Origin of the sequence: Rathayibacter sp. KR2-224, assembly GCF_049446075.1 — a bacterium.
In the GTDB taxonomy this organism is placed as follows: Bacteria; Actinomycetota; Actinomycetes; order Actinomycetales; family Microbacteriaceae; genus Humibacter.
The window spans coordinates 1809200-1833844 of sequence record NZ_JBMSEB010000001.1; the positions used below are offsets into that span (position 1 = coordinate 1809200).

The following is a 24645-nucleotide window of genomic DNA, read 5'->3' on the forward strand; positions in this document are numbered from 1 at the left end:
ATGCTTGGCAGGCATCCGCCCGAGTCACGGCCCCTTATCGCGTTGCGGCTACTTCACCGGTCGGATTGTCTTGAGCACGATGCCCATGCCCCAGTTGCCGCCCCACGGAAGCGGGAACGCGTACTGGTTGCTCTGCGACGGCCAGCCCGTGGCGCGCGAGTTGTTGTACTCGGCGAGGGCGGAGTTCACGTACACCGGCACGTACGGCATGTCCTTGACGATCTGATCCTGGATCGTCTTGTATGCCGCCTGCTTCACCGACTCTTGGTTCGTGGTGGCGAGCTGCTTGATCGCCGCGTCGACGGAGGGGTTGGAGTAGCGCGACGTGTTCGTCGACGCCGCGGGCTGCCCGACCGGGGCGGTCGCCGAGCTGGACAAGTAGTTGTTGTATTGGAAGTACGGGTCGGACGAGACGCCCATGTTGACCGAGTTCATCGAGATCTGGAACTTGCCCGTCGACTCCGACTGAGTCCACGCGTTCTGCGCCATCTGGTTGACACTGAGCTTGATGCCCGCCGCCTTGAACTGGCCCTGCAGCAACTGGCAGATCGTGTCGTAGTCGGTCCAGCCCGAGACCACGTTGATCGACAGGTCGAGCTCCTGGCCGTCCTTCGCGTAGTAGCCGTTCGAGCCGAGCTTCCAGCCGGCCGCTTCCAGCAAGCCCTTGGCCTTGGCGATATTCGCTGTCTGCGGCACTTCGAGATAGTCGGACTTGGTGATCTGCGACTTGTTTACGGTGTTCAGCAAAAGCGACGGGGATGCCGGCGCACTGAACCCGGCGGCGGCCTGCTTGTCGAGCTGCGTACGGTCCATCGCGTAATACATCGCCTGCCGCACGGCGACATCGGTCTGCGGTCCCGTGCAGCCGAGCGACGCGTTCTCGCAGGTGAAGAGCGCGGTGGTCGCCTGAGGCGAGTTCGAATAGCTGAGGCCCTTGTGCTTGGACATGATGCTCTTCAGCGTCGGTAGGAAGGCGCCCATATAGTCGGTCTGTCCGGCTTCGAGGGCGGAGGTCGCCGCATCAGCGTTGGCCAACGAGATGGTGCGCACCTCGTCCACCTTGGGCGCATCTGCACCCGTGCCCCAGTACTTCGGGTTTCTCTCGAGCACATAGCTCTGCGGCGTGAAGGTCTTCAGCATGTACGGGCCGGTGCCGACCGGGCTGGTGTTGGTCACCTTCGTCGGGTCGGAGATCTTCGACCAGATGCTCTGCGGCACGATCGGCTCGTTGCCCAGGATCTGCGGTTCGAGCGTGAAGGCCGTGGACGGGAAGGTGATGACGACCGTGTCATCGGCGGTCTTCTTGGCAACCCACTTGACGCCGGAAGTGTTGAGCGCCGGGTTGTTCGAGATGAGGTTGAGGGAGTACACGACGTCGTCAGCGCTCTCCGGCTTGCCGTTCGACCACTTCACGCCCTGGCGGACCTTGACCGTGAGCTGCGTGCCGTCACTGTTCCAGCTGTACGACGTTCCGAGCAGTGGCACCGGCTTACCTGCACGCGCCTTGTTGTAGTAGAAGAGCGGCTCGTAGATGGCACCGTTCGTCTGCGGTAGAAAGGCGCCCGTGTTGTTCAGCGGGTTGAAGTTCTCCGTGAAGTTGCCGACCTGACCCGTGAACATCGTGATCGTGCTGGTGCCGGACGAGCCGCCGGAGCCGTTGTTGGCGGAACAGCCCGCCAGGGCCATCGTTGCCGCGGCGGCGACCGCGACTATCGCGACGCCGAACCGGCGTCGTGTGCTGCGTGGAGACATCCTTGTCCTTTCGTTGACCGGGAGGAATGCGGTGCAGAGCAGGTCACCGCGGCCGAAACGAAGATGCGCTTCGTTGCGATACGGTCTTTCTTAGGCCACTTTATAAAGCCTGTCAAGTTAGAGTTCATGGCAAGATCAGTCCAAGGAGGAGCGGGTGGCCAGACAGCGCATCGCGCTCGCGGGCGGAACCAGCAGAGGACTGGTGCTCGACCTCATTCGCACGCTCGGTCCGATCAGCCGGGTCGAACTCGCCGAGACGACAGGTCTGACGCAAGCAACCATGTCCACGGTCGTGCGGCAGCTGCTGAGCGAGGGACTCGTCGTAGAGACCGGCAGGGGTGAGTCGACAGGGGGCAAGCCCCCAGTCATGCTCGATGTGAACCCCGACGCGCGTTTCGCCGTCGGTGTACAACTCGGCCGCGAGTCGATCACGTACGTAGTGATCAATCTGGCCGGCGCCATTGTGGGAAGAACCCGGACGACGGGCATCGGATCCACAGAACCGAACGAGATGGTGCAGCGGCTCGCGGCCGAGGTTGATCGCACACTCCATGGCCTGGGCATAGCCAAGGACTCGGTGGTCGGAGTCGGAGTCGTGGCGCCTGGGCCCCTCGACATCGGGCGCGGCATGATCCTCCACTCACCCCATCTTCAGGCGTGGCTCAACGTGCCAATTCGCTCGATGCTCTCTGATGCGGTGGATTTGCCCGTCATTCTCGACAACGACGCCACCGCCGCTGCGATCGGAGACTTCTGGAGCGGCAAGCTCGACGACGCCACGGCGCACGCCACGGTGTACATGGGAACGGGCATAGGCGCGGGAGTGCTCATCGACGGAATCGTCTTCCGCGGCTCCAGCTCAAATGCCGGAGAGCTCGGCCAGGTGTGCGTGACCGGACCGGAAGGCGAGCAGGCGTATCTCGAAGAGCTTGCGGACCCTGGAGCTGTGGTACGCCGGGCGCAGGCAAGCGGAGAGGCGGAGCGGTTGGGACTGTCCGGCACGGATGACTTCGTCGACTTCCGCTTGATCGCTACGTTGGCAGCGCGGGGGGATTCCGGTGCTGCAGCCCTCATCGAGGAGTCGGCCGAACACCTCGCATCTGGAGTGCTCACGCTCGCCAACCTGTTCGATCTCGACTCCGTGTCGTTAGCCGGGCCCGCATTCGCTGTGGCCGGCCCGACTTACGCACGAGCCATCTCACGCCGCTTGGAATCGGACTTCTTCGTGCGCATGCAGCACGGCATACGAGTTCGTCTCTCCACCGACGTGTCGGATGCCGCAGCGGTCGGCGGCGCGGCGCTCGTACTCCAGACGGAGCTCGCGCCTCGCACGATGGGGTTGACGACCGCAACTGTGGGTTGAGCGGTTGAGCCAGGTGGTACCGATCGACGCTGCGATCACGGTTGTCGCACGGGTGCGGGACGGATAATGTCTAGGCCCCCCACACACCCCCGGAGCCACCGACGCCTGACGTACTGACGTTCCTCACCACGTTCTCGTTCGACCCCTATGCGTTCGGCCTGATCGTGGTCGCGGCCGCGCTCTACGGCCTCGGACTGCACTTCGCCCGCCGCAACGGCGTGCGCTGGCCGGCATGGCCGACGATCGCGTTCTACGCCCTCGGGCTCGGTTCCTACGCCTGGGTGCAGTTCGGATTCCTCGGCGCCTGGAGCACCGACCTGCGCTGGGCCTTCACCACGCGCATCGCCTTCCTGCTCTTCGTGGTGCCAGGCCTGCTCGCGCTCGGCCGGCCCGTCTCGCTCGCGCGCGCCGCCATGTCGGGGATGCCCGCGCGCGTGCTCGAGCGCATCCTCGGCTCGTGGCCGGTGCGGCTCATGGGCAACGCCATCTTCGCTCCGGTCGTCGCGCTCATCGGATTCTGCGTCTTCCTCACGCCGTTCGCCGCGGTGCTGCGGCTCGATCCGGCGTGGGAGGCGGCGATCACGATCGGAGTGCCGCTGGTCGGGCTCCTGATGGTGCTGCCCATCACCGACAGCGGGCTGCTGCGCACCAGCCTTTTCATCACGGCCGAGTTCATGCTCGCGTTCGTCGAGCTCGTGCTGGATGCCGTGCCAGGCATCCTGCTGCGCCTCAACGAGACCGTGCTCGACCACGCCCCGGCAGTGACCGGCTTGCTGCCGCCGTGGTTCCCCTCGCCGCTGCACGATCAGCATCTGTCGGGCGACTTCCTGTGGTTCATAGCCGAGGTCGCGGACATCCCGGTGCTGATCATCCTTTTCGTGCGCTGGATGCATACGGACAAGCGCGAGGCCAAGAAGATGGACGAGCTCACCGACGAGCAGATGGAGCAACTCACGCAGGAGCACCTGAAGCGGTTCCAGCGGTAGGCGGGCCCGCCCGGGCCCGGTGCGCTCGGCGGGGTCCGGTGCTCGGCAGCTGCCCTGCGGGCCCCGTTCCGAAAACAGCAGTCATCACGCTCTCGTGCCGAAGACAGCAGGATGTCTGCTGTTCCCATGCACGTCTGCTGTTCTCCGGCAGCGAGCGGGATCGGGTCACGGTCCGCAGCGGTCACGGTCCGCAGCGGTCACGGTCTGCACTGGTCACGGTCTGCACTGGTCACGGTCCGCACCGGTCACCCTCCGCACGGTCACACTCCGCACCGAGTCCCGATCCGCACCGGGTAACAGTCCGCACAGAGTCAGGGCCGTCCAGCGGCGAGCAGCGCCCTCGTGACCTCAATGCATCCCTCGAGGTCGGACATGACCTGGCGGTAATCGAAGCGGTGGGAGCGCATCCCTTGTCGGACGAGTTCGGCCTCCCGGGCTCGATCACGTGCTCGCTGCTCGGGAGTCGAGTGCCAGCTGTCGCCGTCGACCTCGATAACCAACCACCCGTTGATCACGAAGTCGACGCGACCCACGTGTCTGATGGCCACTTGCACCGCAACGGACCACCCCTCACCCACGGCCGCTATGCGGAAGAGTGACTCGATTCCGGATTCTGCACGAGCGTCGATCAGCAGCCGAAGCCGGGCGAATCGTCGGGGCAGACGAGCGAACAGATCGTCGAGGCGTGAGGCTGCGAGCACACGCGTGTACAACGCGCTGTCGATGGAAGCGATGAGGTGTTGCGAATCAACTCGGGGAGCTAGTTGCACGAGCGCGCTTACCCCGTCCGCGCGCCACCGGATGCCTGTCGGCCACACATGGTCGTGCGGATAGATGCGGTACTCGTGATCCGCGAGGCCGGGCAGCCTGCTTGTGCCGGGTTTCACCGCTACGCAGAGGCCGGTATTGTGCGAGACCCAGACGCCGTAAGAGCGCAGCGCGCTCTCACCACCGAGCATCCCGCCCAAGCCGACAGCACGCACGGCGAGTGGGTCGGCATTCGGGGCGGCAACCCACGACCTGCGCACGGACCGGCCCGCTTTCTCGAGGTATTTCGCGATCGCCCGAGTTCCGCACCCGAGTTGCCGGAGCTGATTCCGTGTGGCGAGGCCGCCGAATCGGGCCAGCGCGGTCGAAACATCCATGCAGCCACGGTGACAAGATCCAGCCCCGACGCGATCGTCGGTCATTGGTTCGGTGGAACATCTGGAGCAGCACCCGCCTGGGGAGGACAGGCAGGAGGCGCATCCGGTTGCGGTTAGAACAGCAGATGTCGCAGAGAACAGCGAACATCCTGCTGTTCGCGACGCGAGAGCGCGATCACTGCTGTTTTCGGGGATGCGGGGAAGCGAGCCGGCGGCCGAACCTGGCGCTGGTGCGGCGACCGGAACCGGCACCCGGCCCGGGACGGGCGCTGCGTCGGAAGCCCGGGACGGGCGCTGCGTCGGAAGCCCGGGACGGGCGCGCTGAAAGCAGCAGATGTCAACCACAACAGCAGACATCCTGCTGTTTTCGGCACGAGAGCGCGATCACTGCTGTTTTCGGCGCGGCCGTGCGCCCGGACCCGGCCGTGGCGGCGGTGGGGCGGCCGTGGCGACAGTGGGGCGGCCGGGGCGGCGGTGGGGCGGCCGAGGCGGCGGTGGGGCGGCGGCGGGGCGGCCGGGGTGCGGCGGGCGGCGAGGGCGACGGTGGGGCGGCGGGGCGCGCCGCCGCTACTTGACGAGGGGGAAGAGGATCGTCTCGCGGATGCCCAGGCCGGTGAGCGCCATCAGGAGTCGGTCGATGCCCATGCCCATGCCTCCGGTTGGCGGCATGCCGAACTCGAGGGCGCGCAGGAACTCCTCGTCCAGCCGCATGGCCTCGTCGTCACCCTGCGCCGCCAGCCGCGCCTGCTCGACGAAGCGCTCGCGCTGCACGACCGGGTCGACGAGTTCGGAGTATCCGGTGGCGAGCTCGAAGCCGCGGATGTAGAGATCCCACTTCTCCACGACACCCGCCTTCGAGCGGTGCGCACGAACGAGCGGAGATGTGTCCACGGGAAAGTCCCGCACGAACGTCGGCCGCTCCAGTCCGCCCTTCACGAAGTGCTCCCACAGCTCCTCGACGTACTTGCCGTGGATCGGATGCTTGACCTCGATGCCCACGAGTTCGGCGAGTGCCGCTAGCTCGTTCAGGGGCGTCTCGGGAGTGATGTCGGTGCCGCCCGTCCACGGGACGCGACCCGACGCGACCGCCTGCGTGAGGGCATCCGTGAGGCTCTCGTACATCGAGACCGAGTCCCACCTGCCGCCGAGATCGTACTCGGTGCCGTCGGCCCAGGTGACGACGTGTCCGCCGCTGGTCGCCCACGCCGCGTCTTGGATGAGGGTCTGCGTCAACTCCGCCATGGTGTTGTAGTCGCCGTACGCCTGGTAGGCCTCGAGCATGGCGAACTCGGGGCTGTGCGTGGAGTCGGCTCCCTCGTTGCGGAAGTTGCGGTTGATCTCGAAAACGCGGTCGATGCCGCCGACGACGGCACGCTTGAGGAACAGCTCGGGCGCGATGCGCAAGAACAGTTCCGTGTCGAACGCGTTCGAATGCGTGACGAACGGGCGAGCGGATGCCCCGCCGTGCATCGTCTGCAGCATGGGCGTCTCGACCTCGATGAAGCCCCGCGAGGCGAACGTGGCGCGCAGTGACGCGACCGCCTTGGCGCGGTTCACCACGTTGGCGCGGGCCTGGTCGCGGGCGATGAGGTCGAGGTACCTGCTGCGCACGCGCGTCTCTTCGGAGAGCTCGTTGTGCAGGTTGGGCAGAGGCAGGATCGCCTTCGAGGCGATGGCCCAGTCATCCGCCATCACCGACAGCTCTCCGCGTCGCGACGAGATCACCTCGCCGTGCACGAAGACGTGGTCGCCGAGATCGACGAGCTCCTTCCAGCGCGTCAGCGCCTCCTCGCCCACCGACGCGAGCGACACCATGGCCTGGATGCGGGATCCATCTCCCGACTGCAGCACCGCGAAGCACAGCTTTCCCGTGTTGCGCAGGTGCACGACGCGACCCGCGATGCCGACGAAAACGCCCGTCGTGGCATCCGCTTCGAGATCCCCGTACTTCTGGCGCAGCTCGGGAATGGTCGCGGTGATCGGCAAGGCGACGGGATAGGCGCCGCCGGCGGCATCCGACTCCGCGATGAGCCGCTCACGCTTGGCGAGCCGCACGGCCTTCTGTTCGCCGATCTCCTCGGCGGTCAGCTCGGCGCCCGGCTCTGCCGACGTTGTGCGGGTCTCGCTCGCCATGGTTCCTCTTCGTTCGGTGCGATTCGTTGGTGTGCTGCCCGGGTCGGCGCACGCTAGTCGATCAGGGGTGATGCACGGGTGCCGTCAGGCAGCACCTCAGCCGGCGGCCCCGATCACCACGCTCGCGTTGTCGATGAGTCGGGTTCCGCCCACGCGCGCCGCGATGAGTGCGATGGCCGGTCCGCGGTACCGCTCGTCAACGGAACGAAAGGTGTGCGGGTCGACGATGGCTAGGTAGTCCAGCTTAACGGCCGCGGATGCCTGCACGCGCGCGAGCCCGGCGGCGAGCGCCTCGTCGGCTCCGTGTGCAGCGGCCGAGGCGACATCGTTCAAGGCGGAGGACAGGGTGACGGCCTCACGTCGCGCGTCGCCGTCGAGATAGGCGTTGCGGCTGGAGAGGGCGAGGCCGTCGTTCTCACGCACGGTGGGAACGGCTTCGACGGACGACCGGATGTCGAGGTCCGACACCATCTGCCGCACCAGAAAGACCTGCTGGGCATCCTTCTGGCCGAACAGCACAACGTTCGGCCGCACGATGTTCAGCAGTTTGGCGACCACTGTCAGCATGCCGTCGAAGTGGCCGGGCCGCGATGCGCCCTCGAACTGGGATGCGACGTCGCCACCCGTCACGCGGGTCTGCGTGGGGCCATCCGGATACATCTCGTCGACGGCCGGCGCGAAGACGACGTCGGCGATGCCCGTGAGCGCGCCGAGGTCGGTCTCAAGGGTGCGCGGGTAGCGGTCGAAGTCCTCGTTCGGGCCGAACTGCAGGGGGTTCACGAAGATCGACACCACCACGAGGTCGCCCAGTTCGCGCGCTCGCCGTACGAGCGCCAGATGACCGTCGTGCAACGCACCCATCGTCGGCACGAGAGCGACGCGCTCGCCCTTGGCAGTGGCATCCGCAACGATGCTGCGGATGCCCGGAATGGTGGTGGCCACGTGCGGGGTCGGGGTCATTTCGTCTCCGTCATCTGGTCTCCGTCGTATCGTCTGCGTGGTCTCGCCCGATCATGCCGGGTGGTCCAGGCGGCATCGGGTCCCGGTGGCATCGGGCCCGCCGGCCGTTCGGCATCAACGCGGACGCTCGTCCGGGTCGTCCGGCCATCCGCTCGTGTCGTCCCAGCCATCGGCCGCGCTATCGGTTGCTCCGCCGAGGTCCCATCTACCGGGCGGCACGGGCGGTTCGGGCGGAGTCGCAGCGTCGAGCATCCCGACGTCGAGCACGTCGAGCTCCGTCGGCACCCCCGCCCTGCGCAGCGCCTCGTCGACGGATGACCGCACAAGCGACGACAGGTAGGCCCCCGGATTGTCGATGCCCGCGCGGGCGAGGATGCCGGATGCCTGCTCCACGATGGAGCGCGAGAACGTGGTGGCCGTGGAGATCGCCTCAGCGTAGGCGGGGCGGTCCTGCTCATCTACTATGACGGGCTCGCCGCCCATCTCCACGACGAGCGCCTGCCCGATCGGTTGAACGGGTGTCGGGGCCGTGACCGCGAAGTACGTTTCGGCAAGCCTCGCGAGGTCGAGACTCGTGCCGCTGAACACCATCGCCGGGTGGATCGCCAGCGGGATGGCGCCGCGCTGCAACGCCGGCGTGAGCACGCCGACGCCGTACTCGGGCGACGTGTGCACGACCAACTGTCCGGGCTGCCAGGCGCCGGCGATCGCGAGCCCGTTCACAAGTTCGGGCAGTTCCGACCCCGGAACGGCGAGCAGCACCAGCTCCGAGCGCTCGATGAGATCCGGGATGCTGAGCACGGGCACCGCGGGCAGCAGCGCCTCGGCGCGCTCCCGGTTGCGATCACTGGCGGTCGCGATGCCGACGACGGCATGTCCCGCTCCGGCGAGCGCGGCGCCCAGCACCGGCCCCACTCGGCCGGCGCCGACGATTCCGACGCCGAGGCGTCCCGACCTGCCGGCCATCAGGCATCCCCCACCGCGTCGGGCCGCGGAGCCGGCGCGTGCTCGGCGTCTGCCCATGCGATCGCGCCCGCGCTGACGATGGCGAACAGTTCCTCTGCGGCCCGCGTGTCCATGACCGGGACCTTCGCGTGCACGGGTCCGTCGATGAGGTGCACGTCGACCGACGCCAGGTCGAGGATGCGCCGCGCGGGCCCTTGCTCCACCTCCACACTCTGCATGCGCGCGAGCGGCACGAACACGATGCGCCGCCACACGGCACCGTGCCGCACGACGATCACGCCGTCGGCGATGGTGTAGCCCGTCTTGCGCCATGAGAACGGCCGCAGCCATCTGGCGCGCGGCGGAGCAGACGAGAACGCGGACTGGTCGGCGTGAGCGTTCATGCCGGCGTGCGCGATGGCATCCCGCACCGTGTCGTCCATGCCGGGAAGCAGCAGCGGCAGCACCCGCTGAACGTCGCGGATGCTCCCCACGGGCAGCGTCGTCGTGCGGGCCTCGCCCGCGGCGTTCTTGCCGCGTGTGTGGCCTGCGGTGTTCATGCGCATCTGCCACCAGCCGAACGGCCGCCACGCCAGCGGCTGCAGCAGTTCGACTGCGTGGATCCGCCGCGGCGGGATGTTCTCGCTGCTCGTGGTGAGTAGCCCGAATCCGATGCGAACGCCCTGGTCGCCGGCGGAGATGCTGTAGCGCAGCGCCTTGCTGAACCGGCGGACGAAGAGGCCGCCGAGGCTCAGGATGATCGGGAAGATGACGATGATCAGCCAGAGCCGCCCGAGCGACGCACCGACGAGCATGGCGATGAGGATGGCGGCGAGCACCATCGTGGGACCGCTCAGCAGCAGAGATCCGGCCAGCCTCCCCGGGTGCATGTGCACGACGGATGCCGGCGGCGCGGCATCCGGGTCGAGGTCGGCGGGGGTGATGAATTCGTCGACCCGATCCGTGAGGATGCCCCTCGCCGAGATCCGTTGCGCCTCCGGCTGCGCCTCCGGCTGGGCCGGCGGCTCCCCGATCGCCGACCCACCTGGCGCTGCCTGCTGTCCGATCGCCGTCGCGATCCCGTCCTCGGCCGGGATGCCCGTCGGCGCGTCGTGCTCAGCGCGCACGCCGGAAGCAAGTCGCAGGATCTCGCGGCGAAGGGTCTCGGTCACGGCGGAGGACAGGTAGGCGAGATTCAGGTTGGCGTCGTTGCCCGCCACGACGATTTCGAGCTTCGCCGCGCCGAAGATGCGCGCGAACACCGGCCGTTGGATGTTCACACCCTGGATGCGGTCGAGCCGCGCCTTGCGCTCCTGCCTCCGGAGGATGCCGCTGCGCAGCTCGACGGCCTGCTCCGTCACCCGGAACGTCTGCACGCGCCATGACAGCGCGAACACGCCTACGCAGAGCGCGATCATGAGGGCGGCGATGCCGATGGCCGGCCATACGAAGTTGTGGCGGATGATGACGTCTACCGGGTCCCCAGACGGATAGTCGGGTGTGCCGATGACGAAGCTGACGATGCGTTCCCGGAGGTTGGCCACGATCACTCCGACGACGGCCACGATGGCGATACCGCCCCGCAGCAGCGGCGTCGCCTTGTGCATGCGGTGCCACTCGCCGTCGGCGAGTCCCGTCGCCCGGCTGTACGTCTGGGTCACAGACCTGTCCTGCGCGACTCTGCGAGTTCCACGAGTCGGTCACGCAGCCACGCGGCATCCGACTCCACAAGACCGGGAATCGAGACCCGGCTGGATGCTGCGGCCGTCACGAACTTCAGCTCGGCCAGCCCCAGTGCGCGGTCGATGGGCCCGCGCTCGATGTCGAGCAGCTGCATCCGCCCGTACGGAACGGCGACGAAGCGCTGGAACATGATGCCCCGCCGGATGAGCAGGTCGTCGTCTCGCAGGATGTACCCGATCGCGCGGGCGCGACGCGGCGCGATGATCAGCTGCACGATGGCCACCACGACGATGACGACGAGCGCGATCCACGCCCACCACCACAGCAGCACGAGCCAGGCGAAGACGGCGATCGCGGCCGAGACGGCACCGCTGATCAGGGAGCCGACGACGACCACCACGACGTACTTCGGCGAGACCCGCCGCCACGACGTGCCGTCGAGCGCTGCGACATCCAGTCGTTGCGACACTGTGCTCCTGTCCCGTGCTGCCCGAGCGACGCCGTCATCGCACGATGTTCGCGGCGTGCTCTTACGCAACCTGCGGGTTCCATGGTACTGACGCGCCCTGCACGCGAAGTGTGGCCCGTCTGCGATGTGCGCCCGGCCGCGCTCCGTCGTTCGGCGGCCACGAAATGCGGGTGGCGGATGCCCGCACCCGCGTTTCGCGACAACCGGAAGGTGTGCGCGTGCCCATTGGCAACGACCGCCAAACAATGCGTGGATCGGATGTCTACACCGAACGGCCGGTCACCCTCGGCCGCGGTCTAGTGTTGGACCGTTGCCCGCCGCCCGCTCACGATCGGAGCCCGCCTTGTCCACAGCAACTCCCACCGCACGTCTCGTCCCCACGCTCGCCGACCGCGTCGTACCGCGCAGCGCCGTCGCCAACGCACTGCTGATCCTCGCCGGAACCGCGCTCGTCGCCATCTCGGCCCAGGTATCGGTGCCGCTCTGGCCCGTGCCCGTCACAGGGCAGACGCTCGCCGTGCTGCTCGTGGGCGCGAGCCTCGGCGCCTGGCGGGGGGCGGCATCCCTCGGGCTCTACCTGGTGCTTGGCCTGGCCGGCCTGCCCATCTTCGCCGACTTCACCGGCGGCCCCGCCTCCGTGCTGCTGCCGAGCTTCGGCTTCATCATCGGCTTCATCCCCGCAGCAGCGCTGATCGGATGGCTGTCCGAACGAGCGTGGGATCGTCGCCCGGTACTCGCCGCGATCGGCTTCTTCGCTGCGAGCATCGTGCCGTTCCTGTTCGGCCTGCCCTACCTGGCTGTCGTGCTCGGCAACCTCGGACTGCCGCACGACTTCGCCGCGGTCATGGCCGCGGGCTTCACCCCCTTCATCGTCGGCGGCATCGTCAAGTGGGCGATCGCCGCTGCGCTGCTTCCGCTCTCCTGGATGCTCGTGCGCCGCGTCGACCGCCGCAACCGCCCCAGCGAGTAGAGCCCCGCAACCGCGCCACCGCCGGTTGAGTAGCGCCCGCGAAGCGGCCGCGTATCGAAACCCGCACATACGAACCCGGATTTCATACGCGCCTTCGGCGCTACTCAACCGGCGGTCACACGCCTCAGGCCTGGGCGATGCGGATCATGTTGCCGCTTGGGTCGCGCACTGCTGCGTCTCGAACGCCCCAGAACTGGTCGGTCGGCTCTTGAAGCACCTCGACGCCCGGCGCGGATGCCAGCTTGTCGAACGTGCCTGCGAGGTCGTCGGTGCGTAACTGCAGCATCTGCAGCTCGCCCTTGGCGAGGAGGGCGGCGATGGCGTCGCCGTTCTCCTGAGAGCGGCCGGCGTGCGGCTGCTCCAACACGATCTCGATCTCCGGCTGAGTAGGCGTGGAGAGGGTGATCCACGTGAAGCCGCCGTTGGAGACCTCGTTCTTGACGGTGAGTCCGAGGATGTCTCGGTAGAAGGGAAGGGCTGCCTGCGGGTCGTCGACCAGCACGTGCACGCCGCTGATTGCTACTGTCATGCCCTCAACGCTAGGGGGATGCCTGTGCCCGGGCTTCTCCGAAACTGCTCGCCTTCGCGGTGGGCTGCCTCAATACTTCGAGAGCTCGAGCTCTTCGAGGTGCGCGCGTCCTTCGCTGCGCCTAGGCCGCGTGAGCACCATCGTCTGGCAGGAGGCGAAGGCATCCAGTTCCTCGTGGCTGCGCGCTCGATACGCCGATGGCGTCTCCCCCACCAGCTCGGTGAACCGCGACGAGAACGAACCGAGGCTGGTACAGCCCACGGCGAAGCAGACATCCGTGACGCTCAGGTCGCCGCGACGCAGCAGAGCCTTCGCGCGCTCGATACGTCGGGTCATCAGGTAGGAGTACGGCGTCTCCGAGTACTCGTCACGGAAGCGGCGGCTGAAATGGGCGGGCGACATGAGCGCGGTCGCCGCGAGTGCCTGCACATCAAGGGGCTGCGCGTATTCGCGGTCCATCCTGTCGCGGGCGCGCCGCAGCCGCTTCAGCTCATCGAGATCGGCGCCCATGAGTCCAGTGTGCCGCAGTTGTCGGCCGCCGCCCAGAGTCAGGTCGCGATGTGGGCGGGCAGGGCGCGGATCAGTACCCGAACCGCCGCCTCCGCGCAGCGCCGACTCAGTGCGCGGGCGCGTGGTCGGCGCGCTCCGCCTCCTCGTCCTTTGGCGGCGGCAAGGTGCAGAAGTACTCCGCGATGAGGCCGCCCACGAGCAGGATGACCGCGCTCACGGCCGCGATCACGCTCAGCCAGATGGCCTCGCTCGAGGCCTGAACCGGCCGAGTCAGGATGTAGACGACGACGCCGATCCCGGTTCCGGTGAGCAGTCCGCCCACCAGGCTGCAGGCCTTGGCCAGCACCGCAATGCGCATGGCCCTGAACGGATCGACGTGCACCTTCACCTTGCTGCGCACAGCGCGTCTGATCGGCACGGCCAGCAAAACGACGATCACGCCGATCGCGACGAGCGTGACGGAGAGCGAAACCGGCGGGACGAGCATGGGCGCGCCGGCCGCCACGAGAGCGATCTCGAGCAGGTAACCGATGCCGATCCCCACCAGGCCGAGGGGAATCAGCGCGCCGGGTCCCGTGCGCCTCATGAGTGACTCCCGTCGTCCGTCCAACCCGGCCCATGCTCCGTCGAACCGGCTGCAACCACGGATGCCCGCACGCGCGCGAGCAGCGCATCCACCCGTCCCAGCCCTGGCAGCTCGGCATCCGGGTCGACGTCCAGCCACGGTGCGAGCACGAACTCGCGCTCCGCAGCACGCGGATGCGGCAGCACGAGCGTGTCGTCGTCCACTTGCCGGCCGCCCACAGCGATGAGGTCGAGGTCGAGCGTGCGGTCGCCCCAGCGCTCAACGCGAACGCGCCCGTGGGCATCCTCGATGCGGTGCAGCTCGTCGAGCAACGCGTGCGGATCGAGCGCCGTGGAGATCAGCGCGACACCGTTGAGGTAGCGCGGCGCGCGCTCGTCCACTCCGTCGAGGCGCACTGCGGCGCTCTCGATGAACGGGGAGACGGCGTCCAGTCGAACACCTGGCGTCTCGGCGAGGTCGTCGAGCGCCCCACGAATCGTGGCCTCCCGGTCGCCGAGGTTGCTCCCGAACGCGATCACCGCCGGCTCGAGCGGGCGCATGCGCTGCGGCTTGGCGATCACGAGACCACCCCATCGATCCAAGCGCGGTCGCGCACCACTGTCACCGCTACGTCGCCGAACGGCACGGCTATCGGCGCTTCCGGTTTGTGCACCGTCACCTCGGTGCGCTCCACCGGGAACGACAGCACGACGCGTGCGACGCGCTCCGCGACGGTCTCGATGAGGTCGACCGGATCGGATGCCACGGCGTTCGCCACGGCCTCCGCCAGCTCCCCGTAGTGCACTGTCTGGGCCAGCAGGTCGCCGCTTGCCGCGGGCCCGAGGTCGAGCCAAGCCACGAGGTCGATCACGAAGTCCTGCCCCTGCTCGCGTTCGAAGTCGAAAACACCGTGGTGCGCGCGCACCCGGATGCCCGTCAACGTGATGCGGTCGCCGCTCATGACTCCATCTTCCCGTCGGTCGCCCCGTCGGCGGCAGGCGGCTCCCCGAGCCACGAGCGCACCACCTCGAGCGCGATGCGCGTGGAGACCACGTCGTGCACGCGAACGCCCCACACGCCGTCGCGCGCCGCCAGCGCCGCGATGACCGCGCTCGGCAGATCGCGGTCCTGCGGGCTCGCGCCCTCCGGCATGAGCTCGCCCAGGAATCGCTTGCGGGATGCCCCGAGCAGCACGGGCAGGCCGGCCGTCTCGAAGTCGCGCAGGTGGCGCAGCACGTCCCAATTGTGATCGGCGTTCTTCGCGAATCCGAGCCCGGGGTCGACGATGATGCGGTCGTGGGCAACGCCCTGAGCCTGCAGGTCGTCCACCCTGCGGAAGAGCTCCTCGCGGATCTCGCGCGCGGCATCCGTATAGCTGGCGAGCTGGTTCATGCTGCGGCTGTGCCCGCGCCAGTGCATCACCACGTAGTCCACGCCGCTGGAGGCCACGAACGGCCCCATCGCGGCGTCGGCCAGGCCGCCGGACACGTCGTTCACGATCTGAGCGCCGGCGTCGACGGCAGCTCTGGCCGTCTCGCTGTTCATGGTGTCGATGCTCACGCGGATGCCTCGCGCCGCCAGCTCGCGCACGACCGGTAGCACGCGTCCCAGCTCTGCCGGCACAGGCACCCGCTCGGCGCCCGGACGCGTCGACTCGCCGCCCACGTCGACGATGTCCGCGCCCTGTTCCGCGAGTTCCACGCCGTGCGCGATGGCGGCATCCGTCGACGCCCACCGTCCGCCGTCGCTGAAGGAATCAGGCGTGACGTTGAGCACGCCCATGATATGCGTCACGCGACTCCCCGGCCGATCAGCGTGATCAGTTCGGTGCGCGCCATGGGGTCGCTGAGCTCGCCTCGCGTGGCGATGGTGACGGTCGAGGCATCCGTCTGCCGTGCGCCCCTCGTGGTCACGCACGCGTGCGTGGCGTCGAGCACGACGAGCACGCCGCGCGGGTCGAGACCTGCGACGAACGTGTCGGCGATCTCCTCGGTGAGGCGCTCCTGCAACTGAGGACGCGCCGCGAGGATCTCGACCACCTTCGACAACCTGCCGAGGCCCACCACGCGATCGCGCGGCAGGTAGGCCAGGTGTGCAACGCCCATGAACGGCAGCAGGTGGTGCTCGCACATCGAACGGAAATGGATGTCACGCAGCAGCACCGTCTCGGCCTCGCTGTCGCCAAGCGGAACCGACTCACGCAGCGGCTCCACCGGGTCCAGTTCGAGCCCGCCGAAGAACTCCTCGTAGGAGTCCGCCACGCGTTCCGGGGTCTGCTGCAGCCCGGAGCGCGTGGCGTCCTCACCGATGGCGGCGAGCAACTCGGCTACGGCCGCTTCGATTCGTCCGCGGTCGATGGCCATCAGGTCGCGGCCCTCGCGCTAAGCCGTTGCGGGGCGCGGCTTGATCTGGCGCGAGCGCTTCGGCTTGCTCGGGTTCGGGTCGGAGTCCACGTCGCCGTCGACGATGCCCGGGTCGATCGGCGCGGTCTGCGGCTCGGGGTAGGCGATCGGCGGGATGCCGGGCGAGACCCGGTTCTCCGCGGAAACCCACTCGGGGCGCTCCGGCAGCTTCTTGACGTTCTTGAAGATCTCGGCGATCTGGTTGTGGTCGAGCGTCTCCTTCTCGAGCAGCTCGCGAGCCAGACCGTCCAGGATCTCTCGGTTGTCGTTGATGACCTGCCACGCCTCGTCGTGCGCCTTCTCGATCAGCGCACGAACTTCGGCATCTACGCGCTCGGCGATGCGCTCGGAGTAGTCGCGCTGGTGACCCATGTCGCGGCCGAGGAACATCTCGCCGGACGACTGGCCGAGCTTGACCGAGCCGATGTCGGAGCTCATGCCGTACTCGGTGACCATCTTGCGGGCGATGCCGGTCGCCTTCTCGATGTCGTTCGAGGCGCCCGTCGTCGGATCCTTGAAGACGACCTCCTCGGCCACGCGGCCACCCATCGCGTAGGCAAGCTGGTCGAGCAGCTCGTTGCGCGTGATCGAGTACTTGTCTTCCAGGGGCAGCACCATCGTGTAGCCGAGTGCGCGTCCGCGCGGCAGGATCGTGATCTTCGTCACGGGGTCCGTGTGCCGCATCGCCGCCGCAGCGAGAGCGTGGCCGCCCTCGTGGTACGCGGTGATGAGCTTCTCCTGGTCCTTCATCACCCGGGTGCGGCGCTGAGGACCGGCGATGACGCGGTCGATGGCCTCGTCGAGAGCGCGGTTGTCGATGAGCTGCGCGTTCGAGCGGGCGGTGAGGAGCGCCGCCTCGTTCAGCACGTTGGCGAGGTCGGCACCGGTGAAGCCCGGCGTCTTGCGGGCAACGACCTCGAGGTCGACGCCTGCAGCCAGGGGCTTGCCGCGTCCGTGCACCTCGAGGATCTTCTTGCGGCCCTGCAGGTCGGGTGCATCGACGCCGATCTGACGGTCGAAGCGGCCGGGGCGCAGCAGCGCCGGGTCGAGGATGTCTGGCCGGTTCGTGGCCGCGATCAAGATGACGTTGGTCTTGACGTCGAAGCCGTCCATCTCCACGAGCAGCTGGTTCAGCGTCTGCTCGCGCTCGTCGTGACCTCCGCCGAGCCCAGCACCACGGTGACGGCCGACAGCGTCGATCTCGTCGACGAAGATGATGGCCGGCGCGTTCTGCTTCGCCTGGTCGAACAGGTCTCGAACACGGCTGGCGCCGACACCCACGAACATCTCGACGAAGTCGGATCCCGAGATCGAGTAGAAGGGAACGCCGGCCTCGCCTGCCACAGCACGCGCGAGCAGAGTCTTACCGGTTCCCGGAGGGCCGTACAGCAGCACGCCCTTGGGAATGCGGGCACCGACCGCCTGGAACTTGGCCGGTTCCTTCAGGAAGTCCTTGATCTCCTGCAGCTCCTCGATGGCCTCGTCGCTGCCTGCAACGTCGTCGAACGTGACCTTCGGGCTCTCCTTCGAGACCAGCTTGGCGCGCGACTTGCCGAACTGCATGACCTTGTTGCCGCCGCCCTGCATGCCGGAGAGCATGAGCCAGAAGAACGCGCCGATCAGTACGACCGGCAGCAGGATGCTCAGTGCTGACAACCACCAGCTGGGCTGCGGTACCTGGTCGTTGTAGCCCTTCGCCAGGTCGGCATTCGTCACAGCCTTCACCACGTCGGCCCCGCGAGGCGCCACGTAGTAGAACTGCACCTGCGTGCCGTTGTTGCCGTCGGCCTTGTCGAGTGTGAGGTCGACACGCTGATCGTTGTCGACGATCGTGGCCTCTGTGGCCTTGCCGTCTTTCAGGAGCTGCAGGCCGTGCTCGGTGCTGATCTCCTTGAAGCCCGACATCGTGATCAGGCTCGACCCGATCCACACGATGACGACCGCAAGCACGATCCACAGAATGGGGCCACGGAAGATCTTTTTCAGGTTCATGGTGCTGTCAGGCTACCGCCACGGCCCTGAGGGGCATCTGCATGTTCGCCGACGGCGTGCTATGCGCGCGTGGGCGAAGAAGCAGGCGCCCCGGGACTCACTCGTAGACGTGCGGCGCGAGGATGCCCACCGAGCGCAGGTTGCGATATCGCTCGGCGTAGTCGAGGCCGTACCCAACCACGAAGTCGTTCGGGATGTCGAAGCCCACGTACTTGACGTCGACCTGCACCTTCGCGGCATCCGGCTTGCGCAGCAGCGCACAGATCTCGACGGATGCCGGCCCGCGCGAGACGAGGTTCTCCCGCAGCCAGGAGAGCGTCACGCCCGAGTCGATGATGTCCTCGACGATGAGCACATGGCGGTCCGCCAGCTCTGAGTCGAGGTCTTTGAGGATGCGCACCACACCGCTCGACTTGGTGCTCGCTCCGTACGAGCTGACAGCCATCCAGTCCATGTTGATCGGAATGCTCAGCGCGCGTGCGAGGTCGGCCATCACCATCACCGCGCCCTTCAGCACACCGACGAGCAACACGTCTTTTCCTGCGTAGTCGACGTCGATCTGCTCGGCGAGCTCGTCGAGCCGTCTGTGGATCTGTTCCTCGGTGACGAGCACCTTCGTGAGGTCGCCCTCGATGTCTTCTGGCAGCATGCTCTCCCCTGATCCAGGTGCTCGACGTTCGGGTTCGTTCAGAGGTGGCGACGCTCCGCTCGGCTCTGCAAGGTCAGGCGCCGGACGAGGTGAACACGAGCATCCCACCGTCGCGTTTCACTTTAACGCCTGGCAGATCGAGCCGTTTCTGGCCGTGCCACTCGGTCACGAGGCGCGCCACGGCAAGCACGTGCACACGCTCGAGAGCGATGCCGAATTCGCTGAGAACGACGAAACGGATGATCCGGTTTCGCACCGCGGGCGGGTTCGCCTCGAGCGCGCCGACCGAGACCGCGATGCCTGCCTCGGCCGGCTCGCAGATGTCTTCGATGACCTCCTCGATCATCTCGTCGAACGCCCGGGCGTCTTCGCGCAGCTGCTCGGCCGTGCGGGCGAGCGCCTCGGCGACGCCCGGGCCGAGCTCGCGCTCGAGCACGGGAAGCACGTCGTGGCGCACACGAACGCGTGTGTACGAGCGGTCGAGATTGTGCGGGTCGTCCCACGGCTCCAGCCCGGCGTCGATGCACGCCTGCCGCGTCGCCTGCCGCCGAATGCCCAGCAAAGGCCGCAGCACGCTCCCCGACTCCGGCGCCATGCCCTGCAGGCTGGCGGCACCGGAGCCGCGCGCGAGCCCGAGGAGCACGGTCTCCGCTTGATCGTCCAGCGTGTGCGCGAGCAGCAGGTGGGATGCCCCGACGTCGGCGAGCACCTCGGCGAACGCCGCGTACCTGGCTTCGCGAGCAGCGTTCTCCGGACCTCCGGTTCCTGAGGGCGTCGCGACCTCGACGCGCTTGACGACGACGGGGTCCAGGCCGAGGGCGACCGCCTGCTCGCGGGCGCGGTCCGCCGTGGTGGCCGAGGCATCCTGCAGCCCGTGGTCGATGATCACGGCGCCGACACGGATGCCCGCGCGTAGCCCCTCGAAGGCGGCACCGGCCGCGAGCGCGAGCGAGTCCGCCCCGCCGGAGAGCCCAACGAGCACGAGGTCGCCGGCGCTCACGGCAGCGGATGCCAGGGCGTCACGCACTGCGCGGCGCACGTCTGCGATCGGCGGGGTGAGGCGCGGACGGCGCTGGGCATCGGTCACCCCTCAACGGTAGGCGCCCACCGCCGGTGCGCGGCGCTACTCAACCCACGGTGCGCGCCGCCACTCAACCCGCGGGGTGCGTGGGCGCCGGTAGATTGGCATGCGATCAGTCTTCCCAGGAATGGAGCACCGAATGGCCGAGTACGACGCCGTCATCGAGATTCCGCGCGGCAGCCGCAATAAGTACGAGGTGGACCACGAGTCCGGCCGGGTCTACCTCGACCGGGTTCTCTACACGAACTTCAGCTACCCCACGGACTATGGATTCTTCGAGAACACCCTCGGCGAAGACGGCGATCCGCTCGACGTGCTCGTGCTGCTCGACTACCCGCTGTTCCCTGGCGTGGGTGTGAAGGTGCGCCCCGTTGGCGTGCTCCACATGAGCGACGAGGCAGGCGGCGACGACAAGATCATCGCCGTGCAGTACAAGGACCCGCGCTGGACGCACATCCAAGACGTCGACGACATCCCGGAGTACACGAAGAAGGAGATCCAGCACTTCTTCGAGCACTACAAAGACCTCGAGCCCGGCAAGTGGGTCAAGGTCGATGCATGGGGTTCGGCGGAGGACGCCGACAGGCTCGTGCAGGAGGCCATCGCCCGGCTCGCCGAGCAGGGACACTGATCCGCTTCCGCTCGCCCCGCGTTCCGGCCGTTCACGGGCGCACGACGTGGGCGAAGACGGTTCTGGTGGTCGCCGCCCTTTCCGTGCTCGCCGGATGCTCCGCGCAGCCGGCCGCGCACGTCACCGTCGCCTCCACTCACGCTTCGATCGCCACGCAGACGACTCGGATCGTCGACGTCGCCGCCCTGAACTCGGCACTCGCGGCCCTGGAGAAGCAGTACGGCGCACGCGTGGGCATCCAGGCCGTCGACACAGGTGCGGGAACGACCTACGGCTATCGGGCGAGCGAACGCTTCGCGCTGGACTCCACCAGCAAGCTGTTCACCTCCGGCGCCGTGCTGCAGCACGCGACGGACGCCGACCTTGCCGCCGTCGTCCACTACGACGCATCGCAACTCCAGTCGTACTCTCCGGTGACGTCCCAGCACGTGAAGAGCGGAATGCCACTGTCCGACGTGATCACCGCAGCACTTCAGTACAGCGACAACACCGCCGCGAACCTGCTGTTCGAGCAACTAGGCGGCCCCGCCGCGGCGCAAACGCAGGTACGCACGTGGGGCGACCGGGTGACGAACCTCGATCGCACCGAACCGGACCTCAACACCGCGATCCCGGGCGACCCGCGCGACACATCCACTCCGCAGCAGGTCGCAGAGGACCTGAAGAGCCTGACGCTCGGGCACACGCTTCCGGCTGAACGGCGCCAGTTCCTCGTCGACACGATGCTCGGCAACACGACGGGAGGGCCGTACATTCGTGCTGGCGTCCCATCCTCGTGGCGCGTGGCGGACAAGACAGGCAGCGGAGGCTACGGCTCACGCAACGACGTCGCGGTGCTCTACCCGGCGGGGGCGAAGCCGATCGTGCTGGCCGTCTACACGACGCGGAGCACCCAGGATGCCGCGTCCGACGACGGCCTGATCGCCGCGGCCACGAAGCTGGTCGTCGCCGCGCTGAGCTGACAGCTGGCGTGATCTGCCACGTTGGCCCGGTGGCCGCGAGGCATCCGGCCCTCGAGTCCGCCGCGAGGTCAGCCAGTGGGGCGCGCCACGTAGGGATACGGCGTTCCCCACAGCGATTGCACCGCGAGCGGCTCCCCGTAGTCGCGCGCCGCGATGATCTGGTTGTTCCCCAGGTAGATGGCGTCGTGGTAGAAACCGCCGTCGTACCAGAAGATGATGTCGCCACGCTGCCGCTGGCTCAGCGGAACGATCTGACCCCGGCCTTGAGCCGTGTAGTACTGGTCGGAGACACTGTGCGAGCCGACGTAGATGCCGGCCGCCCGGTACGCCATCATCACGAGTCCGGAGCAGTCGTAATAGACAGGGCCTGCCCCGTCCAGGTCGTACGGTGCGCCGATGTGCTGGTACGCGTAGGCGATCGCGGTCTCGACCGCGCTCGTGTTCGGGGCGCTGACGCCGCCACCGGAGGATCCACCGCCAGCTGAGGGAGCGGTGGAGCCACCACTTGCAGATCCGCCGCCGGTGTTCGAGCCGCCACCTGCAGATCCGCCGCCCGCGTTCGAGCCACCCGATTGCCCGCCCTGCTGTACGGGAGGCGCGGGGGCCGCAGGAGGCACAGCGGCTTTCTGCTTTGCGAGCTGTCCGGCCGCATAGGACTGGGCGACCTCGACGGACGTGTTCTGCAGGGTCGCGAGCTGGGTGACCAGTTCGGTCTGCTTCGCCTGCTGGTCCGCGACGGCCGCTTGTGCGGCGGTCGCGGCATCCTTCGCCTTCTGCAACGCGCTTGAGGCGGCGTCAGTCAGACCTTTGCGCGTCTTCTCCGCGGCCGACGCCTGAGCTGCGAGCGACGTCGCGGCATTCTTGTCACGGATCGCCTGGTTGTAGATGGCGCTGGACTGCTCCGTGAGCTGGCTCATGGTGCCGAGCTGGTAGAGCAGGCGCTCCGAGGCATCCGCGTCGCCACCCGAGAGCAGGAGGTTGATCGAGGAGTCGCCGCCGGTCTTGGCGAGATGGGATGCCAGCAGCCCGGCACGCATGGCCGACGTCTTGGCGGTCTTCGCCGCCGTCTTCGCCTTCTCCTGCAGCTCGGCTGCCTTCGCCGTGGCGTCGTCGAGCTTGCCCTTGGTGATGAGGTAGGCCTCGGCCGCCTTGTCCGCGGCGATGCTCGCGGCATCGGCCTGGCTCTGCAGGTCGCCGATGAGTCCGGTGATCTTGTCGACCATCGCCTGCTCGTCGGCCACGTTCTGCTTGGCCTGCTGAACGTCATTGGCGCTCGGATAGTCGTCGGCGTGCGCCGGTGGGACGACGATGCCGATCGCGCCGGTCATGACGCCGACCACTGCCGCGCTCATCGACAGCGGAACGAGCGACGACGTGCGGTGCAAAGGATGCCTGCGCGGCTCGCTCTGCTCGGGGTCGGCGATCGGTCGCCCGGCCGGTCCCCACACGGAGGACCGCTCGCGCTTACGTCTCTCTGCGCGCAGCACTTCGGCGTCGCGTTGCATGAGTTCGTCGGCGCGCGTGGTCTCGTTCGGCGATTCCGTCGCCATGTCGCCCCCCGCGGTTTGTCAGCCGAGCGGGGCTCCCCGAGCGGCCATGAATGAAACGGGATCTCTTGCGCTCCCGTTGATCCGCACTTCGAAGTGCAGATGGCATCCTGTGGACTCTCCGGTCGAGCCGACCAAGGCAATCGGCTCCCCTGCTCCCACATGTTGGCCAGCGCCGACCAAGATGCCTCCGTTCACGATATGTCCGTATCGTGTGGAAATGCCACCCCCGTTGTCGACCATGACCAGGTTTCCGTAGCCGCCGTATGGCCCCGTGAAGGTCACGGTGCCATCGTGTGCGGCGTAAATCGTTGCGCGGCAGCCGGCTCCGATGTCGGCTCCCTCGTGATAACTGCTGCAGCCAGAACACGGCGCGACACGCGGCCCGAAGCCGTCGGTGATGGGCCCGTAGGCGGGAACCGCCCACCCCTGCGGGCCGACGTAACCGCCGGGCAGGCCTGCACCGGATTGCGCTGCAGCTGCAGCCGCAGCCTCTCTGGCAGCGACGCCCTGCTGGTATCCGGCGACGGTCTTCGCCGTCGTGTCCTGCAATGCAGCGAGCTGTGCCTGAAGTACAACGGACTGCGCCTGCTGTGCGGCGAGCGCGTCCTGCGCAGCCTGCGCGGCGGCGACCGCATTCTTGAGCGCGGCATCCGCGTCGGTGCGAAGCTGCTCGCGATCGGTGCGTGCGACGTTGGCCTGGTCGCTCGTCGCCTTGGCCGTGTTGCGCGCCTGCTCGGCCTGTTGGTAGATGCCGCTCGTGTTCTCGACCAGCTTCGAGGCCGATCCGAGGTGGTCGAGCAGCTTGTCGGCATCCTGCGAGTTCTTGCTGCCGCTCAGGAAGATGTTGGCCGTAAGGTTGCTACCGCCTGAGCGGTACAGCTCGGCCACGAGGCGCCCCGCCTGGGCAGTGGCGTCGTCGGCCTTCTTCTTCAGACCGGATGCCTGTTCCTCGAGCTTCTGCGCCCGCACGTCGGCGAGGTCGAACTTCTGCTGCGCCTCGGCGAGCTCGTTTCCGGCCTTCACCGACGCCGCCTGGGTCTGCTCCACCTGGGTCTGCAGGTTGGCGATGAGTCCCTGGATCCTCGTGACCTCGGCCTGCGCGGCAGCCTGATTGGCCTTGGCGTTCTGCACGTCCTGCCAGCTGGGGTAGTCGTCGGCGTGTGCCGGAGCGGCGATCCCACCCACGAGCGCGAGCGCGGCGATGGCGACAAGTGCTCGCAGGCCGATGCGGGCATCCCTGACGCGGAGCGCGCGCCAGAAGCGAACGCTTCGTCGCGTCCGGTGGTCTCGCGTCATGGCTCTCGTCCTCGTGTCCGGTCGCGGGGTCGCCGCCGGCGGGGTGTCTTGCGACTGTAACCCGGGTGTGGG

General features: G+C 67.8%; 24 protein-coding genes. 5 read left to right on the plus strand and 19 right to left on the minus strand.

What is annotated here, in order from left to right:
* Nucleotides 1-48 precede the first annotated feature (48 nt).
* The gene (locus ACO2Q7_RS08185) at nucleotides 49-1752 is read right to left on the minus strand and encodes an ABC transporter substrate-binding protein (RefSeq protein WP_423355110.1); all 1704 of its coding nucleotides are present in this window, start codon (nucleotides 1750-1752) and stop codon (nucleotides 49-51) included.
* Between the two features lie 154 nt (nucleotides 1753-1906).
* Between ACO2Q7_RS08185 and ACO2Q7_RS08190 the strand changes: the two genes are divergently transcribed.
* On the plus strand, nucleotides 1907-3115 hold the full coding sequence (locus ACO2Q7_RS08190) for an ROK family transcriptional regulator (protein ID WP_423355111.1): 1209 nt from the start codon (nucleotides 1907-1909) through the stop codon (nucleotides 3113-3115).
* A 164-nt stretch (nucleotides 3116-3279) separates the two neighbouring features.
* Nucleotides 3280-4101 carry a cytochrome c oxidase assembly protein gene (locus ACO2Q7_RS08195; RefSeq protein WP_423355112.1) on the plus strand — a complete coding sequence of 274 codons (822 nt, stop codon included), beginning with the start codon at nucleotides 3280-3282 and terminating at the stop codon, nucleotides 4099-4101.
* A 311-nt stretch (nucleotides 4102-4412) separates the two neighbouring features.
* On the opposite strand, the gene ACO2Q7_RS08200 is transcribed toward ACO2Q7_RS08195, so the two are convergent.
* From ACO2Q7_RS08200 to ACO2Q7_RS08225, 6 genes are all read right to left on the minus strand, one after another.
* Nucleotides 4413-5246, minus strand: coding sequence for an endonuclease domain-containing protein (locus ACO2Q7_RS08200; RefSeq protein WP_423355113.1), 834 nt, complete (start codon nucleotides 5244-5246; stop codon nucleotides 4413-4415).
* 567 nt (nucleotides 5247-5813) lie between these two features.
* On the minus strand, nucleotides 5814-7379 hold the full coding sequence (gene lysS / locus ACO2Q7_RS08205) for a lysine--tRNA ligase (protein WP_423355114.1): 1566 nt from the start codon (nucleotides 7377-7379) through the stop codon (nucleotides 5814-5816).
* A gap of 96 nt (nucleotides 7380-7475) precedes the next feature.
* Nucleotides 7476-8339: a pantoate--beta-alanine ligase gene (panC, locus tag ACO2Q7_RS08210; protein ID WP_423355115.1), complete on the minus strand. Its 864-nt coding sequence runs from the start codon at nucleotides 8337-8339 to the stop codon at nucleotides 7476-7478.
* 114 nt (nucleotides 8340-8453) lie between these two features.
* Nucleotides 8454-9305, minus strand: a complete 852-nt coding sequence (locus tag ACO2Q7_RS08215) for a Rossmann-like and DUF2520 domain-containing protein (protein WP_423355116.1) — start codon at nucleotides 9303-9305, stop codon at nucleotides 8454-8456.
* The gene (locus tag ACO2Q7_RS08220) at nucleotides 9305-10945 is read right to left on the minus strand and encodes a PH domain-containing protein (protein WP_423355117.1); all 1641 of its coding nucleotides are present in this window, start codon (nucleotides 10943-10945) and stop codon (nucleotides 9305-9307) included. The genes ACO2Q7_RS08215 and ACO2Q7_RS08220 overlap by 1 nt, the downstream gene beginning before the upstream one ends.
* Complete coding sequence (locus ACO2Q7_RS08225; RefSeq protein ID WP_423355118.1) at nucleotides 10942-11436, minus strand: PH domain-containing protein; 495 nt, start codon at nucleotides 11434-11436, stop codon at nucleotides 10942-10944. The genes ACO2Q7_RS08220 and ACO2Q7_RS08225 overlap by 4 nt, the downstream gene beginning before the upstream one ends.
* Nucleotides 11437-11779: 343 nt before the next feature.
* Here ACO2Q7_RS08225 and ACO2Q7_RS08230 point away from each other — a divergent pair, with 343 nt between their 5' ends.
* Nucleotides 11780-12406, plus strand: a complete 627-nt coding sequence (locus ACO2Q7_RS08230) for a biotin transporter BioY (protein ID WP_423355119.1) — start codon at nucleotides 11780-11782, stop codon at nucleotides 12404-12406.
* Between the two features lie 124 nt (nucleotides 12407-12530).
* Here ACO2Q7_RS08230 and ACO2Q7_RS08235 read toward each other — a convergent pair whose 3' ends face one another.
* The 10 genes from ACO2Q7_RS08235 to tilS all read right to left on the minus strand — a co-directional run bounded on the left by ACO2Q7_RS08235 (nucleotide 12531) and on the right by tilS (nucleotide 20140).
* Entirely contained in the window at nucleotides 12531-12935 is a 405-nt protein-coding gene (locus tag ACO2Q7_RS08235; protein WP_423355120.1) for a VOC family protein, read from the minus strand.
* Between the two features lie 69 nt (nucleotides 12936-13004).
* Complete coding sequence (locus tag ACO2Q7_RS08240; RefSeq protein ID WP_423355121.1) at nucleotides 13005-13445, minus strand: helix-turn-helix domain-containing protein; 441 nt, start codon at nucleotides 13443-13445, stop codon at nucleotides 13005-13007.
* A 106-nt stretch (nucleotides 13446-13551) separates the two neighbouring features.
* Nucleotides 13552-14031, minus strand: coding sequence for a DUF3180 domain-containing protein (locus ACO2Q7_RS08245; RefSeq protein ID WP_423355122.1), 480 nt, complete (start codon nucleotides 14029-14031; stop codon nucleotides 13552-13554).
* Nucleotides 14028-14591 carry a 2-amino-4-hydroxy-6-hydroxymethyldihydropteridine diphosphokinase gene (folK, locus tag ACO2Q7_RS08250; RefSeq protein WP_423355123.1) on the minus strand — a complete coding sequence of 188 codons (564 nt, stop codon included), beginning with the start codon at nucleotides 14589-14591 and terminating at the stop codon, nucleotides 14028-14030. The genes ACO2Q7_RS08245 and folK overlap by 4 nt, the downstream gene beginning before the upstream one ends.
* Complete coding sequence (gene folB, locus ACO2Q7_RS08255) at nucleotides 14588-14971, minus strand: dihydroneopterin aldolase (protein WP_423355124.1); 384 nt, start codon at nucleotides 14969-14971, stop codon at nucleotides 14588-14590. Before folB ends, folK begins: the two co-directional genes overlap by 4 nt.
* Nucleotides 14968-15804, minus strand: coding sequence for a dihydropteroate synthase (gene folP, locus ACO2Q7_RS08260; protein ID WP_423355125.1), 837 nt, complete (start codon nucleotides 15802-15804; stop codon nucleotides 14968-14970). Before folP ends, folB begins: the two co-directional genes overlap by 4 nt.
* Nucleotides 15801-16373, minus strand: coding sequence for a GTP cyclohydrolase I FolE (gene folE, locus ACO2Q7_RS08265; RefSeq protein WP_423355126.1), 573 nt, complete (start codon nucleotides 16371-16373; stop codon nucleotides 15801-15803). Before folE ends, folP begins: the two co-directional genes overlap by 4 nt.
* 18 nt (nucleotides 16374-16391) lie before the next feature.
* A complete protein-coding gene (gene ftsH, locus ACO2Q7_RS08270; protein ID WP_423355127.1) occupies nucleotides 16392-18404 on the minus strand; it encodes an ATP-dependent zinc metalloprotease FtsH in 2013 nt (670 codons plus the stop codon).
* Nucleotides 18405-18501: 97 nt separating this feature from the next.
* A complete protein-coding gene (gene hpt, locus ACO2Q7_RS08275; protein WP_423355128.1) occupies nucleotides 18502-19053 on the minus strand; it encodes a hypoxanthine phosphoribosyltransferase in 552 nt (183 codons plus the stop codon).
* A 73-nt stretch (nucleotides 19054-19126) separates the two neighbouring features.
* The gene (gene tilS, locus ACO2Q7_RS08280) at nucleotides 19127-20140 is read right to left on the minus strand and encodes a tRNA lysidine(34) synthetase TilS (protein ID WP_423355129.1); all 1014 of its coding nucleotides are present in this window, start codon (nucleotides 20138-20140) and stop codon (nucleotides 19127-19129) included.
* 133 nt (nucleotides 20141-20273) lie between these two features.
* Between tilS and ppa the strand changes: the two genes are divergently transcribed.
* On the plus strand, nucleotides 20274-20765 hold the full coding sequence (ppa, locus tag ACO2Q7_RS08285; protein ID WP_423355130.1) for an inorganic diphosphatase: 492 nt from the start codon (nucleotides 20274-20276) through the stop codon (nucleotides 20763-20765).
* 65 nt (nucleotides 20766-20830) lie between these two features.
* On the plus strand, nucleotides 20831-21727 hold the full coding sequence (gene bla / locus ACO2Q7_RS08290) for a class A beta-lactamase (protein ID WP_423355131.1): 897 nt from the start codon (nucleotides 20831-20833) through the stop codon (nucleotides 21725-21727).
* A 68-nt stretch (nucleotides 21728-21795) separates the two neighbouring features.
* Here bla and ACO2Q7_RS08295 read toward each other — a convergent pair whose 3' ends face one another.
* Together ACO2Q7_RS08295 and ACO2Q7_RS08300 are read right to left on the minus strand one after the other, a co-directional pair.
* On the minus strand, nucleotides 21796-23277 hold the full coding sequence (locus tag ACO2Q7_RS08295) for a C40 family peptidase (RefSeq protein ID WP_423355132.1): 1482 nt from the start codon (nucleotides 23275-23277) through the stop codon (nucleotides 21796-21798).
* 18 nt (nucleotides 23278-23295) lie between these two features.
* Nucleotides 23296-24573: a peptidoglycan DD-metalloendopeptidase family protein gene (locus ACO2Q7_RS08300; RefSeq protein ID WP_423355133.1), complete on the minus strand. Its 1278-nt coding sequence runs from the start codon at nucleotides 24571-24573 to the stop codon at nucleotides 23296-23298.
* Between the last annotated feature and the right edge of the window lie 72 nt (nucleotides 24574-24645).

What these genes read in the sequence shown, in the direction of transcription:
- ACO2Q7_RS08185 (WP_423355110.1), bottom strand. Translation starts at nt 1,752, where the DNA reads ATGTCTCCACGCAGCACACGACGCCGGTTCGGCGTCGCGATAGTCGCG.
- ACO2Q7_RS08200 (WP_423355113.1), bottom strand. Translation starts at nt 5,246, where the DNA reads ATGGATGTTTCGACCGCGCTGGCCCGATTCGGCGGCCTCGCCACACGG.
- lysS (WP_423355114.1), bottom strand. Translation starts at nt 7,379, where the DNA reads ATGGCGAGCGAGACCCGCACAACGTCGGCAGAGCCGGGCGCCGAGCTG.
- panC (WP_423355115.1), bottom strand. Translation starts at nt 8,339, where the DNA reads ATGACCCCGACCCCGCACGTGGCCACCACCATTCCGGGCATCCGCAGC.
- ACO2Q7_RS08215 (WP_423355116.1), bottom strand. Translation starts at nt 9,305, where the DNA reads ATGGCCGGCAGGTCGGGACGCCTCGGCGTCGGAATCGTCGGCGCCGGC.
- ACO2Q7_RS08235 (WP_423355120.1), bottom strand. Translation starts at nt 12,935, where the DNA reads ATGACAGTAGCAATCAGCGGCGTGCACGTGCTGGTCGACGACCCGCAG.
- ACO2Q7_RS08240 (WP_423355121.1), bottom strand. Translation starts at nt 13,445, where the DNA reads ATGGGCGCCGATCTCGATGAGCTGAAGCGGCTGCGGCGCGCCCGCGAC.
- ACO2Q7_RS08245 (WP_423355122.1), bottom strand. Translation starts at nt 14,031, where the DNA reads ATGAGGCGCACGGGACCCGGCGCGCTGATTCCCCTCGGCCTGGTGGGG.
- folB (WP_423355124.1), bottom strand. Translation starts at nt 14,971, where the DNA reads ATGAGCGGCGACCGCATCACGTTGACGGGCATCCGGGTGCGCGCGCAC.
- folE (WP_423355126.1), bottom strand. Translation starts at nt 16,373, where the DNA reads ATGGCCATCGACCGCGGACGAATCGAAGCGGCCGTAGCCGAGTTGCTC.
- ftsH (WP_423355127.1), bottom strand. Translation starts at nt 18,404, where the DNA reads ATGAACCTGAAAAAGATCTTCCGTGGCCCCATTCTGTGGATCGTGCTT.
- hpt (WP_423355128.1), bottom strand. Translation starts at nt 19,053, where the DNA reads ATGCTGCCAGAAGACATCGAGGGCGACCTCACGAAGGTGCTCGTCACC.
- ppa (WP_423355130.1), top strand. Translation starts at nt 20,274, where the DNA reads ATGGCCGAGTACGACGCCGTCATCGAGATTCCGCGCGGCAGCCGCAAT.
- ACO2Q7_RS08295 (WP_423355132.1), bottom strand. Translation starts at nt 23,277, where the DNA reads ATGGCGACGGAATCGCCGAACGAGACCACGCGCGCCGACGAACTCATG.
- ACO2Q7_RS08300 (WP_423355133.1), bottom strand. Translation starts at nt 24,573, where the DNA reads ATGACGCGAGACCACCGGACGCGACGAAGCGTTCGCTTCTGGCGCGCG.